This is a genomic window from Paenibacillus sp. J22R160 (genome assembly GCF_059692135.1).
In genome coordinates, this window is sequence record NZ_JCAUAU010000003.1 from 266,993 (window position 1) to 281,816 (window position 14,824).

Below are 14,824 nucleotides of genomic sequence, written 5' to 3' on the forward strand. Positions count from 1 at the left end.
TGCGCATGGTTAACTAACATCGTATGATTCTTCCTTCCTGTCACTTCCTCTTTTCTTTCTCTACGATGATTGTCCCCTTCATTTTTAATGAGCGCGCCTCTTTGATATTACATGTTTAACGTGTGCGTATTATTAACCCGAGGTTTAATATTTGTAAACGCTTTTACTTGGAGTTTACATGAACGTAATACTGAGAAGAAGATTGTCGATTATTATTTAGTAACATGTTCTATTTTTATTACTTCATGTTTTACTTCGAGGAGGAGCTTTTTTGTTAACCCAAACTTGTCATTTGATATCTAAACGCGCTATCCGTCTTTCTCTGAACTTGACTATAATGATTGCTTTCTTATTGTATGCTTTCAATTCCAATGCCTCTGCTCATGCACTGAGTGCTAGCTATACGACCATTACTTTTGAGCAAGATAAAACGAGCTTCACCTTTTCACTAGATGTAATTTCGGTTATTGAAAGTATGGAGGTAGATGCTAATAATAATGGTATCTTGGATACAGAGGAACTGGAGAAGAACAAACATCGATTAGAAGAATGGATTGACGATAGTTTAGTCCTCGAGAAAGACGGGAGAGAACAATCTGCGGAACTTACGGATATGAAGCTCGGCAAGAAAGGGGACAAGGAAGTCCTTACTTGGGAATTGACGTATCCTGCATTTACGCCAGGGCAAACGATCAGTGTCATCGACGGACTGTATTCCGCTCCTTCGGCATCCGCCTATGTGAATTTGATCACTTCTCGGCATGGCAATCAAGTTAGCGAAACTGTTTTGCAAGGAAAGAACCGTACGTGGACCACTCTTCTTGCAGAAGAACAACAACAACAACAACAACCTGCCCCATCAACATCTGCTGGTACTGCCCAGCCGGATCAATCGCCTCAGCAACCTAAGACCAACAGTAGCGGAACTAATTCAACGGTTCAAAACCAAACTACTACACAGGTGAAATCCGACGTTCCAGCAAATTCAAATTCATCCTGGTTTTCCTTCTTTACGCTGGGCATCAATCATATTCTTACTGGATACGACCATATGCTGTTTCTACTAGCGCTCCTGCTCCGCAAGCAAAGTTTTAAACAATACGCATCTATTATTACTGCTTTCACCCTTGCTCACAGCATTACATTAACACTCGCTGTACTTGGTTTCATCAGCCTTCCTTCACGGATAGTTGAGTCTGTCATTGCCTTAAGTATTTGTTATGTCGCACTGGAAAATATCTTCCGCAAAGAATTGCGCAGTCGGTGGATTGTAACTTTCTTATTTGGTCTCATTCATGGGATTGGCTTCTCAGATATATTACGTGAAATGAATCTGCCAAAAAGTCATTTAGCCGTAGATCTTATTAGCTTTAATGTGGGGATTGAATTTATTCAGTTATGCCTGGTACTCGTCCTTCTTCCTCTTCTTATCTTTGTACAGAAAAAATCGTACTTTAAACCAGCCATACAAATTGCTTCCTATTTGATCACAGCATTAGGAGGTATATGGCTTGTTGAACGCATGTTTTTTTAGTTAGAAAAACGACCCTTCCCCGTGCTTTGGCGAGGAAAGGTCGTTTTATCAATTTTTAGCGAGATTCGCCAGCCGCCACCGTGGCTCTAACTAGTTCTTGCTCCTGCTTCTCCGATTTCTCTGTACCTACTAGATCATACGGGATACAAAGCGGTACGCCCGTACGCGGATCCTTGACGATATCCGCCTCAATGCCGAAGACTTCGCGAAGTACCGGCTGCGTCACAACCTCTTCCGGCGTCCCTTCGCTTACCACCTTGCCCTGTACAATCGCGACCATGTGATGCGCATAATGAGTCGCATGGTTCAGGTCATGAACGACCATAATAATGGTCCTTCCTTCTTCCTTATTCAGCTTCTTCAGCAGCTTCAATACCTCAAGCTGATGCGCCATATCAAGGAACGTCGTCGGCTCATCCAAGAAAAGAATGTCGGTCTGCTGCGCCAATGCCATCGCAATCCATGCCCGCTGACGCTGACCGCCAGACAGTTGATCTACTGGTCGATCGGCAAACGGCATCATCCCCGTTACCTCAATCGCCCAGCTGATCGTCTCCTTGTCTTCCTTCGTCATAGAGCCGAAGCCTTTCTGATGCGGGAATCTTCCGTAGGACACCAGCTCGCTCACCGTCAAACCTTCAGGCGCAGTCGGATTTTGCGGCAAAATCGCCAATTCCCGTGCGACTTCCTTCGTCGTCCGTTGGTGGATAGACTTCCCGTCGAGGTACACCTGGCCGCCTTTTATTTTCATAATGCGCGCAAGTGATTTCAAAATGGTGGATTTGCCTGAACCATTGGCGCCAACAAGTGCAGTAATTTTGGCATCAGGTATGGATAGATTTAAGTTGCTGACAATCAAACGATCATCGTAAGCGATGTCTACTTGCTGTGTGTACAAACGAGTCATAGGGATGTCTCCTCTCAAAATTAGCTTTCTTAAGCTTTGGATTTAGCAAGCAAAAATAAAAAATAGGGAGCTCCGATTACAGCTACGACAATGCCGGTTGGAATCTCACTCGGCTGCAGAATCCAGCGGGCAAGCGTGTCTGCCACAATCAGCAGGAGACCTCCAGTTAGCATCGAAGCTGGAAGCAAATATTGGTGCTTTGGGCCTACCAATTGTTTGGCAAGATGAGGACCAATTAAGCCAACAAAACCGATACCACCGCCGACAGCCACACAAGCGCCTGCAAGAGCAACGGCTGCAGCTAGAAGACCAAGTCGTTCCCGTTCGACAGATGTCCCAAGCCCGCTCGCCAACTGATCTCCCAAATGCAGCACGTTCAAAGTCTGAGCTTTATATAGGACATATGGGATCAAAATAATAAGCCAAGGCAGAAGTGCCATTACAAACTTCCAGTTCGTTCCCCAGATGCTGCCTGCCAACCATATTGCAACAAACTGGTAGTTCTGAGGATCCATCTTGATCGTAAGCACAAGCATCACTGCGCTGATTCCAGCCGCTACCGCAATACCTACCAGAACGAGTCTCGTTGGCGAAATGCCGATACCTTTTTTATAGGCTAGAACATAAATCAGTGCTGCTGCAGCTCCAGCCCCAAGCATCGCGAGAAGTGGCATCATGTAAACAGGAGCTGCCTGTTTGACAGGGAAGAACGATATAAACAGCACAACCGCAAGCCCCGCTCCGGCGTTGATGCCAAGAATCCCTGGATCTGCCAGCGCATTACGCGATAGCCCCTGCAGAATAGCTCCTGATAAGGCGAGTCCTGCACCAACCAGTACTGAGATAATAATGCGAGGCAATCGGAACTCAAATAGAATCAGTTCTTGTTTAGCCGTTCCTTGACCGAACAACGTCCGAAGCACGTCCATCGGAGACAAGCGAATGAATCCTGTATTCATGCTGATGATAAAAACAAGCGCAATCGCCACAAGCAATATCGTTAACATCGTATAGGCTTTAACTGATCGCTTGCGCGTTGAAATTTCTACCAGAGAGGCCATTATAGTTCTCTCCTTTCCTTACGAGCCAAATAGAGGAAAAATGGTACGCCAATGAGCGCAATCAAAGCGCCAATCGGCGTCTCAAATGGCGGGTTAACCATCCTTGCACCAATGTCGGCGGTCACCATAAGCAACGCGCCAAGTATGCCCGAGCAAGGAATTATCCAGCGATAATCGACGCCGACTAATGCCCGTGCCACGTGTGGAATAACTAGCCCTACGAAGCTGACTGCACCGACTGCCGATACGGATGTACCTGCCAGCACAAGCGACAGCAGCATGCCGGCTACCTTCACCCAGCCCGTGCGCTGCCCTAATCCTGCGGCAATTTCGTCACCGAGACTCAGCACCGTAATCGATCTGGATAAGGCAAGCGCACCGATGATGCCGCCGATAATCCATGGCCAGACGATTTTGATTTGCAGCCACTTCGTTCCGGCTACGCCTCCGGCATACCAGAACGCCAAATCCTGCGAAATGTGAAAATAAATCGCAATCCCTTCGCTAAGCGCTACAAGCAAAGCACTTACCGCCGCTCCTGCCAAGGCAAGCCGAACGGGAGATAATCCGCCTTTGGACATGGAGCTTATGCCATACACAAGCCCAGTACCAATTGCAGCACCTGCAAAGGAGAACAAAATCAAATAATGAAAGGGCAACCCTGGGAAAAAAGCAAAACACAACGCAAGCACAAAGCCTGCGCCAGCATTAATCCCGAGCAATCCCGGATCAGCAAGCGGATTCCGTGTCATTCCTTGCATGATTGCGCCAGAAACAGCAAATCCAACGCCAACCAGCGCTCCGGCCAAAGCCCGTGGCAGTCTCAACTCCTGAATGATTTGATGCTGGGTCAATTTCGGGTTGAAATGAAACACGGCTTCCCATACAGTAGACAGCTTAATATCAGCCGCTCCTACTGAAACGGAAACAGCAAGCCCAAGCAGTAAAGCAGCCAGCCCTCCGAAAATAATAAATGAAGCTACAAGCGGTCGGCTTCGCAGCTTAGGACGCGGAGCATCGGTTGATGCTGCAGATAAACTCATGAACAAAATCTCCTTCCGATATGTACCCCGATCAAGATCAAATAAGCTCCATCTTACTCATGAAAAACATTATAACACAGGTGATAATGATTATCATTATTAAATTGAATTTGAATAACTAAAAAACGACCTTTTCACATTCATCACATATCCCCCGTGCTCTTGAATATATTTAGTAACAAGCTTTTTTTCACATCTAAATCATTGCTTTGTGCATGCCATACGATAAGGGTAAGCTGCTACTTGCCTAGGAAGATCACCCCCAAGGAGGTGTCAACATGACAGAACCCCTATTTACCGTTTCCCGTGAGGATTGGTCATTGCACCGTAAAGGGTACCAAGATCAAACACGACACCAAGAGAAGGTCAAAGATGCCATTAAACAGAACCTCCCTGATTTGGTTACAGATGAAAGCATTGTAATGTCCAACGGGAAGCAGGTTGTGAAGGTACCTATTAAAAGTCTGGATGAGTACCGCTTTCGGTATAACTTTAACAAAGGGAAACATGTCGGACAGGGAGACGGAGACTCGCAAGTGGGGGATGTGCTTGGAACCGACCCTCAGCCCGCTCAAGGACCAGGGAAAGGCGAGGGTGCAGGCGATCAGGCTGGCGAAGACTATTATGAGGCCGAAGTCAGCATGGAGGAGCTGCAAGCGATGCTGTTCTCTGAGCTGGAGCTGCCGAATTTGCAGAAAAAAGAGAAGCGCAACATGACGACTACAGAAGTAATTTTCAATGACATACGTAAAAAAGGCATTATGTCCAACATCGACAAGAAACGGACGATTCTCGAAAATATGCGTCGCAATTCCCGCTCAACTTCACCTGGCATTCATCACATCAGCCCTGATGATTTACGTTTCAAAACCTGGGAGGAGATCGAGAAGCCGCACTCGAATGCCCTCATCATTGCAATGATGGATACGTCAGGTTCCATGGGATCCTTTGAGAAATATATCGCACGCAGCTTCTTTTTCTGGATGACGCGGTTTCTGCGCACAAAATACGAGAATGTGGAAATTGTGTTCATTGCCCACCATACGGAAGCCAAAGAGGTTACTGAAGAGGAATTTTTCACAAAAGGAGAAAGTGGCGGCACGATCTGCTCCTCCGCGTACCAAACCGCCATTGATATTATCGATAAAAAGTACCCGCCCTCTCAGTTTAATATTTATCCATTCCACTTCTCAGATGGAGATAACTTAACGTCGGATAACGAACGCTGTGTGAAGCTCATCTCCCAATTGATGGAGCGCTGCAACATGTTTGGTTATGGTGAAGTCAATCAATATAACCGCAGCTCCACGCTGATGTCCGCTTTTCGCCATATTCACGATCCTAAATTTCTGCATTATGTCATTCGCGAAAAAGGCGAAGTTTACAAAGCGTTGAAAACCTTTTTTACCAAGCAGGAGGGAGTGGCTGTTCCGTGAGTAAATCCGAAATTCAGCAGCTTGAATACGCCATTGATGAGATAACGGAGATTGCCAAAGGGTTTGGGCTCGACTTCTATCCGATGAGGTACGAAATTTGTCCCGCCGAAATTATTTATACGTTTGGGGCTTATGGGATGCCGACCCGTTATAGCCATTGGAGCTTCGGGAAAAATTTTCACCGCATGAAGACGCAATACGACCTGGGGTTAAGCAAAATTTACGAGTTGGTCATCAACTCCGACCCCTGCTATGCTTTTTTACTGGATGGCAACTCGCTTATTCAAAATAAGCTCATCGTCGCTCACGTGCTCGCGCACTGTGATTTCTTCAAAAACAACGTCCGCTTCTCCAAAACGAACCGCAATATGGTCGAAAGCATGTCCGCCACGGCCGAACGTATTCGCCAGTATGAAATTGAATACGGCATTGACGAAGTTGAGCAATTCATTGACGCTGTACTCGCGATTCAGGAGCATATTGATCCTGTGCTAACCCTTTCTTACAGGCAAACACGCAATCGCCAAGAAACCAACAAAGCCTCAGCCCCTGCTGCGAAATCGGAAGCAACTTACGGTTATGAAGATTTATGGAGTTTGGATTCTAAAAATAAACCCGCTCCTACAGCCGAGAATAAAGAGGAAGCCAAGCGCTTCCCGCCAAAGCCTGAGAAGGATATTCTCCTCTTTATTGAAGAGAATGCGCCCTATATGGAGGAATGGCAGCGGGATATTTTGACCATGCTGCGCGATGAAATGCTCTATTTCTGGCCGCAGCTCGAGACCAAAATCATGAACGAAGGCTGGGCTTCTTACTGGCATCAACGCATTTTGCGCGAGCTGGATTTGACCGAAGAAGAGACAATTGAGTACTCCAAACTCAACTCGTCTGTCGTTGTTCCCTCCCGTCATACGCTAAACCCGTATTATTTGGGAGTTAAAATTTTCGAAGACATCGAGAAACACTGGGATAATCCGACCGATGAGGAAATCCGGATACAAGGCCGTAAGAAAGGCGAAGGCCGGAGCAAAATGTTCGAGGTGCGCGAGTACGAATCCGATACCTCCTTTATCCGAAACTATTTGAACAAACCGTTAGTGGAGGAACTGGATTTATACGTTTTTGAGAAGAAAGGTCCTGAGTGGAAAATCACCGATAAAACATGGGAGAATACCCGGGATCAGCTATTCGCATCGCGTGTCAACGGAGGGTTCCCGTATATTGTCGTGGAGGATGGCGACTATCAGCGGGGTGGCGAGCTGTACTTAAAGCATTGTTACGAAGGCGTCGAACTGGATCTCAAATACGTTGAGCGGACGCTTCCCTATATTTACAAGCTCTGGGGTAAGTCCATTCATATGCACACGGTTGTGGAAGAGAAGCCGGTTTTGTTCACTTTTGACGGTAAGAAGCATCATCGTAGATTTCTATAGCACACACAGAAATGCATAGCAAAGAAGCTTCCAAAGACCTCCAAACCATGCGTTTGGAGGTTTCTTTTCTGCGCACCTGTATAAGCCACTCGCTCCATCGTCGGTTTCTACAAAAACCACATTGACAGAATGAGTAAACCAACGTAATATTGTTTCCAGGAAACATAATGTTTCTTGGAAACAATATTTTATTTCATTTACCTCCTCTTAGAATTAAAACTTACAAATAAAACCATTAAATTTCTTTACGGAAAGGAAACTTATTAATGACAAACCATGTATCTGATGGGTTAAAAAATCAACAAGATATCGACGTACTTATCGCTGGGGCAGGTCCTACCGGCTCCACACTAGCTGCAGACCTGCTCCGACGCGGCCTTCGTGTTCGTCTAGTTGACAAGGCACCACATTCTTTTATGGGCTCCCGTGCCAAAGGAGTTCAACCTCGGACTCAGGAGGTCTTTGAAGACCTCGGTATACTGAGTGAGGCACATAAAGAGGGCAGCTCCTACCCCCTCTCAGGCCTCCATTTCGGACCGATTACTGTGCCGTGGCGGATGCAAAAGCAGAACAAACAGACACCTGATGTGCCATATCCAAACATCCTGTTACTATCTCAACGTCACACTGACGCCATCTTACACCGCCTATTAAATCGCCAAGGGCTAAGCATTGAGTTCAACACCGCGGCAGAAAACTTCGCACAGGATGCTGATGGGGTAACGGTTACGCTCTCTTCCGGGGAGCAGGTTCGTTGCAAATATCTGATCGGGGCAGATGGCGGCTCGAGTATCATCCGTAAAGTTTCAGGTATTCGGTTCGTCGGAGAGACCGATGACTCCGACCGTATGCTCATTATTGATGGAACAATTGACGGACTATCTCGTAATCGGTGGCATATGTGGCCTCGAACTAACGGAAAGTCGGTCGCTGCTTGCCCGCTGCCCCACTCCGACCAGTTCCAGGTGATGATCAAGCTGACACCAGACGAGACACCAGACCTCGACGAAGCTCTACTTTCTGCAAATTTTCATAAGCTCACGGGTTTCAAACTCTATAACATCACCTGGACATCTGTTTTTCGCCCTAACGTCCGACTCGCTGATCGCTATCGTGCAGGAAGAGTGTTCCTAGCCGGTGATGCTGCCCACGTTCACACTCCTGCTGGCGGACAAGGCCTCAACACTGGCGTCCAGGACGCTTACAACCTCGGATGGAAGCTCAGCCAGGTTATCGCCGGCGCCCCCGACAGCCTCCTTGACAGCTACGAGGCCGAACGGCGGCCGATTGCCGCCCATGTTCTAGACAACTCCAGCAAACTATATGCTGGGCTCAAGAAGCTGCGCTTCTCCAGCCTCAAACGTGGAAACGAAGAGCGACAGCTCGGAATCACTTACCACCGTGGGCCTCTTGCACCCGAGGTCTCGTCTGTTACCAAGACACTGCATGTAGGTGACCGAGCACCGGACGCACCTTGTATGGGTCCTAACGGAGCACGACGGCTCTTTGACATATACAAAGGTGTCCACTTTACACTGCTTGCCTTCGGACCAACAGCCTCCAAAGCGCTTCCCAAGTTGACCTTACCGACCGAAGGTGCCGAAATTCGCTGCTTTATTGTAGGCAATGAGAGTAAAATCGACGACAATTACATGAATGACGCCACGGGCATTCTGGCCAAAATCTACGGTATTACCAACGACACGATGGTCTTGATCCGGCCTGACGGTTACATCGGAAGCATCATCACAACTAACTGGGCGACAGCTTTCAACAGTGTGGTCAATATGTTTACCCCGACAAAGTCCAATATCTTCTGAAGTATTCCCGCGTAAAATGCGTCACCCTAAGAAAGACCAGCTGCCGTACCTATCCATCTCACTTCCAACTGACAAAAACAGTGATTTTCCGACAACGCTAATCGACGGACATCCTATTCAAAGAATGTTATTCTTAGAACTCAGTTAATTGATAATAATTTTCATGTCAGGAGATGAGTTGAAAGTGAGAATGAATATTTTATTTAACAAGAGACCAATTTCTGTAAATTTTATTGGAACGGACCACAAACTAATTCCATCTCTGATCAACGCTCTTCGTTATAACAAATTTACTACTACGAACCTTGGTCATACTTTAGAGCATGTAGATTTATTTAGCTCCGAAGCCATTTTATACGCAAAGGATGGAAATAAAGCGAGAATTCCAATTTTTTAATAGGATCTAAGATCTGCATATACAAGTAAAGCCTATTCGCTAGAGTGACTCATTCACTTAACGGATGGGCTTTTTTCGTGCGACTAAGCATAATTTCTTTCTGAGTTTCATAGACTAATAGAAATCAAATGATGAAGAGATAGGAGTTGCCTTATGTCTACGATCCGTCTCGCCAAAAATAGAGCAGCCTCCCTACTTATCTATCTCCTGATTATGATAACTAGTTTCATATGGACCATCATCTGGGGAATGCAGGGGCATGTCAAACCGCCGAACCTCCCCATTTCTGAGTATCGCATCGACCAGGCAAGCAATGGCGTCGCCCTCCATACCATTCGAACTCCGCCGCAAAATATAGGACTTAAGGCCATCACAGCGAATATAACGGACTTGAGCGAAAATGGGATCAACGGCGGATTTTTCTGGCAGGGTTATCTGCTGAGCATTGCCGTCATTAACGACCTCCCGGTCAAAGGAGAACCTGGCGATTACGGCTCCGGCTGGTATAATATCGACCGCAAGCGGGGGACGTTGGTCTGGGATGAAAAGGCGCAAACCTTCACGATTCAAGTGGTCGAAAATGCCAATGAGCTGAAAGTCATGGACCGCAATCATTACTGGGCGCAGGGCGGTGTAAGCATGGGGCTCGCGAATCCGGACGGATGGGCGACCCAAGCCGTTTCGGAAGAGATGCCTGTCATTGACGAGAAGCGCATGCGCTCAGGTATCGTATATGACAGGAACAATAACGTGTACCTGGTCGTGGCCCCAACGCCATGCACGGGTGAACAATTCCGCACAGCCATACTGGAGCAAGTGGGGAGCGGACAGCTAGTGGACGGCCTGTTTCTGGACGGCGACGGCTCCTCGCAGCTCAGAGTCGCAGATTACCTGCTGCCCGGCGATCATCGCGAGGTGTACCAGATGATTACGCTGCTGAAGTGAGTAGAGGCAGTGGGGGACAAGCCCCAAACCACGAACATGACAAGGACAAAGACAAAGACAAAGACAAGGACAAGGACAAGGACAAGGACAAGGACAAGGACAAAGATAAGGACAAAGATAAGGACAAAGATAAGGACAAGGACAAAGATGAAGACAAAGATAAACTCGCGACGGAACTATGATCCGCTATTTTAACAAAATCAGCCCTTGCAGCTGCTAAGCGGAACTACAGGGGCTTATTTCACAGAAAAACCACGGATTCGGGACAAATCCGACCAAATAAAGGACCATAGTTCCCATGCAACCGCATAAAAGCTGTTTCGCAGGCAAATAACGCCCTGGAGTTCCCCCTCAAGACAAAAAAAAGGAACTCCCGCCAACAAACCGCGGAAATTCCTCCGTACTCTAGAACATCACGTTGTCCGGATCCGCTCCGATTCGTTTGTTCTGGTTCAACGAATCCACGAGAGCCATATCCTCAGCACTCAGCTCAAAATCAAAAATATTCGCATTCTCGCGAATCCGATGCTCTGTCACTGATTTCGGAATCGTGACGACACCGTTCTGTATGTCCCAACGGAGCACGATTTGTGCCTCCGATTTCCCATGCTTAGCCGCGAGCTGCGACAGCACGGGATGATCGAGATTCCCTTGCATCAGCGGACTCCAAGCTTCCAGCTGAATGTTATTCTCGCGGGTGAAGGCGAGCAGTTCTTTTTGCGCCAGCTGCGGATGGTATTCGACTTGGTTCACAGCGGGCACGACACCCGTATCCTCAATCACGTGCTGCAAATGATGAATTTGAAAATTGCTAACCCCAATAGCACGTACATGGCCTTCTTTGTACAAATGAACAAGGGCTTTCCAAGTTTCTCGATACGTCGCCGGTTTAGCCCAGTGAACTAAATACAGATCGATCGTCTCGAGGCCGAGCCGTTTGCGACTCGCTTCAAAGGCCTGCAGGGTGGACTCATAGCCCTGATCCGCGTTCCATACTTTGGTAGTGACGAAAATCTCGTCGCGCGGCACGCCGCTTTCACGCAGACCCTGACCGACACCTTCTTCATTCTGATAAATTGCTGCCGTATCAATACTGCGGTAACCCAGTTGCAGGGCCGTTCTCACAGCGTTAATGACTTCTTGGCCTTCTTTGCTTTTCCAAACACCTAATCCGAGCCATGGCATATGCACACCATTATTGAGCTGAACGCCTTGAGTGAATGCTTGCGTCGACATTGGATATTACCTCCATCAGAAAATAGGGTATGACGGCTCTAGAAAGAGTACGCACAATCCCTATCATACCATTCGGGGTATCCAATCACATAATTGTATGCGCATGAATCAAATTCATCTTAAGCTCCCATAGCTCTGTGCTTAAGTTTACGCGATAACCCTCTGGATTGAGCTTACGTAAATACTGCGGCCAAAACATTCGGATTTGCTCCTTGTGATACGACCGAATCTCATCCAACGTGGGCAGCTCATAGACAAGCTCGCCTCCCGCAAAAATTGCCTTAAGCAGCGGAACCGCTTCATAGTTCTCAATATACTTGTAGATATAGGTATGCGTGGGATCGAACAACTTCACCCGCTCGCCTCGCTTAATATCGGCCTCGTGCTGCATGGCCAGGTAATCGGCTTCCGCTTTACCGGTTTTTTTATTAACAATCCGGTAAGCTTCCTTGAAGCCGGGATTGGATACCTTCTCGGGGTTGCCCGAAATCTTGATAACCGGCTCGAACTCGCCGTTCTTCTCCAGGGCAACTAGCTTATAAACCCCGCCGAGCGCAGGCTGGTCGGCAGCCGTAATAAGCTGGGTGCCTACGCCCCAGACATCGATTTTGGCCCCTTGGGCTTTCAGCCCCTCGATGATATTCTCATCGAGATCGTTCGAGGCGACGATCGCCACCTCGGGAAAGCCCGCCTCATCCAGCATCTGCCTCGCCTGCTGGGATAAATACGCCAAATCGCCGCTGTCGAGGCGAATGGCGTTCATGCGCTTGCCTTGCTGCTGCAGCATGCGCGCGATCTTGATCGCGTTCGGCACGCCGCTGCGCAGCGTGTCGTACGTATCCACGAGCAGCGTCACTTGCTCCGGCAGCGCCTCAGCATACACACGGAAGGCTTCCTCTTCCGTGTCGAATGCCTGCACCCATGCGTGCGCGTGGGTGCCCTTGGTCGGGATGCCGAACAGCATCCCGGCCCGCAAGTTCGACGTCGCGTGGAAGCCCGCGATGTAAGCGGCTCTTGCCCCCCAGATCGCGGCGTCAGCCTCTTGGGCGCGTCTGGTCCCGAACTCGAGCAGCACCTCGTTCGGGACGACCTGTTTGATCCGCGAAGCTTTCGTCGCGATGAGCGTCTGGTAGTTCACGAAGTTGAGAATCGCCGTCTCTACAAACTGCGCCTCAAAGATGCTAGCCACGACGCGCACGAGCGGCACATTCGGGAAAACAAGCGTACCTTCCGGTACGCATTGCAGATCGCCGCTGAACTTGAACGCGCGCAGCGCTTCAAGAAAGTCTTCGCGGTAATGCTCTTCCTGCTCCCGCAAGTAAGCAATTTCGTCATCCCCGAAATGCAGATGTTGGATATAATGAACGAGCCGCTCCAAGCCAGCGAAAACTGCGTAGCCGCCGTCGAAAGGCAGCTTGCGGAAATACACTTCAAACACCGCTTTCTCTTGATGAGTGCCTTTCAGCCAATGCGCGTACATCATATTGATTTGATATTTATCCGTGTGAAGCGTCAAATTTTCGTAGTTCATTTCATATTTCATATCGAACTCATCCTTTCCACCAAGTGTCGTAGCAGGTTACAGGTCCTCTGCGTTTATGTTCCGTAATCGCGAAGCGTTCCTCAATTTTCTGAGCAACATCAGATGGGAGGGGGCGGCCTTCCAAATAGTCATCCAATTGCACATAGCTAACACCAAGTGCTTCTTCATCCGGGAGACCCGGTTTCAAATCTTCCAAGTCAGCCGTAGGCTTTTTCAAATACAAATGCTCCGGACATCCTAGACGCTTCAGCAGTTCCTTGCCTTGCCGCTTATCAAGTCCGTAAATAGGGGCCACATCGCAGGCGCCATCCCCGTGCTTCGTATAAAATCCCGTAATGGCCTCGGCGGCATGATCCGTCCCCAGCACCAAAAGCCCGTAATGCGCAGCCAAATCATACTGCACCTTCATACGCTCGCGAGCTTTGACGTTTCCTTTCAGAAAATCGCTCAGCGTTTCGCCTGTCGCTTCCGCAAACTGCTTCACCGAAGCATCAACGGCTGATTGAATATTGACAGTAACAACCCGGCTGGCCGCAATAAACTGAATAGCAGCCTGTGCATCTACTTCATCTCTTTGGATACCATAAGGCAGCCTTACCGCTATAAACTGATACGTGTCGTTACCGCTCTCCGCATTCAGTTCATCGATCGCCATTTGAGCAAGCTTGCCTGCTAATGTGGAATCTTGACCTCCGGACATGCCCAGCACGTAACCTTTGGCTCCTGTATTTCGAAGATAAGCTTTAAGAAACTGTATACGGCGCCCTATTTCGTTCTCCGCGTTAATCTCGCTCTGTACGTGTAATCTCGATTGAATTTCAACTTGTGTAGGATGTGTCATAGGGGTCATCTCCTTATTGATATTGGATTATCTTAGCATTCCTGTTCATGCGGCTGTTTCATACTACCAACCGCGAACAACTTTAGCCCCAAGTGTATTTTCAAAATGCTGCAAAGCCCACGCATGGCCTTGGCTGTTAAAGCTGGCAACCGCATCCTCATGCACCACGATGTCAAAGCCTTTATTATAAGCATCCACCGCTGTATGCAGCACGCAAATATCTGTGCAGACGCCAACCAGATGAAGTTCCTGGATGCCTCTAGCCCGGAGCTTCAGATCCAGATCCGTACCGCAAAAGGCGCTATATCTCGTTTTATCCATCCAAAAAATTTCGCTCACATGCTGTTCGTACACCGTTTTCAGCCGGCCGTATAAATCGCGTCCCGTCGTGCCGCGGATATTGTGCGGCGGGAATAGCTTCGTCTCCGGATGATAGGGGTCCTGTTCATCGTGCAGATCGACGGCCATGACTACAAATTCCTGCTGCTTGGCGAATGCCTCTGTGATCTCACACATCCGCGTTTCAATGGCCATGCCAGGCTCCCCGCAAGGAAGCTTCCCGTCAACAAAATCGACCGTATAGTCAATAATAATCAGTGCTTTCATCATAACCAGCTCCTTCATTTAG

13 protein-coding genes are annotated in these 14,824 nt (G+C 48.2%); 6 read left to right on the forward strand and 7 right to left on the reverse strand.

Features of this window, described 5'->3' with window-relative positions:
• Positions 1-271: 271 nt before the first annotated feature.
• Positions 272-1,534, forward strand: coding sequence for a HupE/UreJ family protein (locus tag AC58UW_RS08315; protein ID WP_497420223.1), 1,263 nt, complete (start codon positions 272-274; stop codon positions 1,532-1,534).
• Positions 1,535-1,589: 55 nt separating this feature from the next.
• On the opposite strand, the gene AC58UW_RS08320 is transcribed toward AC58UW_RS08315, so the two are convergent.
• The 3 genes from AC58UW_RS08320 to AC58UW_RS08330 are packed head-to-tail and all read right to left on the reverse strand — an operon-like array spanning position 1,590 to position 4,545.
• Entirely contained in the window at positions 1,590-2,441 is an 852-nt protein-coding gene (locus AC58UW_RS08320) for an ABC transporter ATP-binding protein (protein WP_497420224.1), read from the reverse strand.
• A gap of 29 nt (positions 2,442-2,470) precedes the next feature.
• Complete coding sequence (locus AC58UW_RS08325; RefSeq protein WP_497420225.1) at positions 2,471-3,502, reverse strand: FecCD family ABC transporter permease; 1,032 nt, start codon at positions 3,500-3,502, stop codon at positions 2,471-2,473.
• Positions 3,502-4,545 (reverse strand): FecCD family ABC transporter permease, encoded by a 1,044-nt coding sequence (locus AC58UW_RS08330; RefSeq protein WP_497420226.1) that lies wholly within the window; start codon positions 4,543-4,545, stop codon positions 3,502-3,504. The genes AC58UW_RS08325 and AC58UW_RS08330 overlap by 1 nt, the downstream gene beginning before the upstream one ends.
• Positions 4,546-4,823: 278 nt before the next feature.
• Here AC58UW_RS08330 and yhbH point away from each other — a divergent pair, with 278 nt between their 5' ends.
• The 5 genes from yhbH to AC58UW_RS08355 all read left to right on the forward strand — a co-directional run bounded on the left by yhbH (position 4,824) and on the right by AC58UW_RS08355 (position 10,758).
• Positions 4,824-5,981 carry a sporulation protein YhbH gene (yhbH, locus tag AC58UW_RS08335; protein ID WP_497420227.1) on the forward strand — a complete coding sequence of 386 codons (1,158 nt, stop codon included), beginning with the start codon at positions 4,824-4,826 and terminating at the stop codon, positions 5,979-5,981.
• Positions 5,978-7,414 carry a SpoVR family protein gene (locus AC58UW_RS08340; RefSeq protein ID WP_497420228.1) on the forward strand — a complete coding sequence of 479 codons (1,437 nt, stop codon included), beginning with the start codon at positions 5,978-5,980 and terminating at the stop codon, positions 7,412-7,414. The genes yhbH and AC58UW_RS08340 overlap by 4 nt, the downstream gene beginning before the upstream one ends.
• A gap of 266 nt (positions 7,415-7,680) precedes the next feature.
• On the forward strand, positions 7,681-9,234 hold the full coding sequence (locus AC58UW_RS08345; RefSeq protein ID WP_497420229.1) for an FAD-dependent monooxygenase: 1,554 nt from the start codon (positions 7,681-7,683) through the stop codon (positions 9,232-9,234).
• A 550-nt stretch (positions 9,235-9,784) separates the two neighbouring features.
• Positions 9,785-10,576: a hypothetical protein gene (locus AC58UW_RS08350; RefSeq protein WP_497420230.1), complete on the forward strand. Its 792-nt coding sequence runs from the start codon at positions 9,785-9,787 to the stop codon at positions 10,574-10,576.
• Positions 10,573-10,758: a hypothetical protein gene (locus AC58UW_RS08355; protein WP_497420231.1), complete on the forward strand. Its 186-nt coding sequence runs from the start codon at positions 10,573-10,575 to the stop codon at positions 10,756-10,758. The genes AC58UW_RS08350 and AC58UW_RS08355 overlap by 4 nt, the downstream gene beginning before the upstream one ends.
• A gap of 223 nt (positions 10,759-10,981) precedes the next feature.
• Here AC58UW_RS08355 and AC58UW_RS08360 read toward each other — a convergent pair whose 3' ends face one another.
• From AC58UW_RS08360 to AC58UW_RS08375, 4 genes are all read right to left on the reverse strand, one after another.
• On the reverse strand, positions 10,982-11,812 hold the full coding sequence (locus AC58UW_RS08360) for an aldo/keto reductase (RefSeq protein WP_497420232.1): 831 nt from the start codon (positions 11,810-11,812) through the stop codon (positions 10,982-10,984).
• 85 nt (positions 11,813-11,897) lie between these two features.
• Entirely contained in the window at positions 11,898-13,343 is a 1,446-nt protein-coding gene (locus AC58UW_RS08365; RefSeq protein WP_497420613.1) for a nicotinate phosphoribosyltransferase, read from the reverse strand.
• A 19-nt stretch (positions 13,344-13,362) separates the two neighbouring features.
• Positions 13,363-14,196 (reverse strand): NAD(+) synthase, encoded by an 834-nt coding sequence (gene nadE, locus AC58UW_RS08370; RefSeq protein WP_497420233.1) that lies wholly within the window; start codon positions 14,194-14,196, stop codon positions 13,363-13,365.
• Between the two features lie 63 nt (positions 14,197-14,259).
• Positions 14,260-14,802, reverse strand: a complete 543-nt coding sequence (locus AC58UW_RS08375; RefSeq protein WP_497420234.1) for a cysteine hydrolase family protein — start codon at positions 14,800-14,802, stop codon at positions 14,260-14,262.
• Positions 14,803-14,824 lie beyond the last annotated feature (22 nt).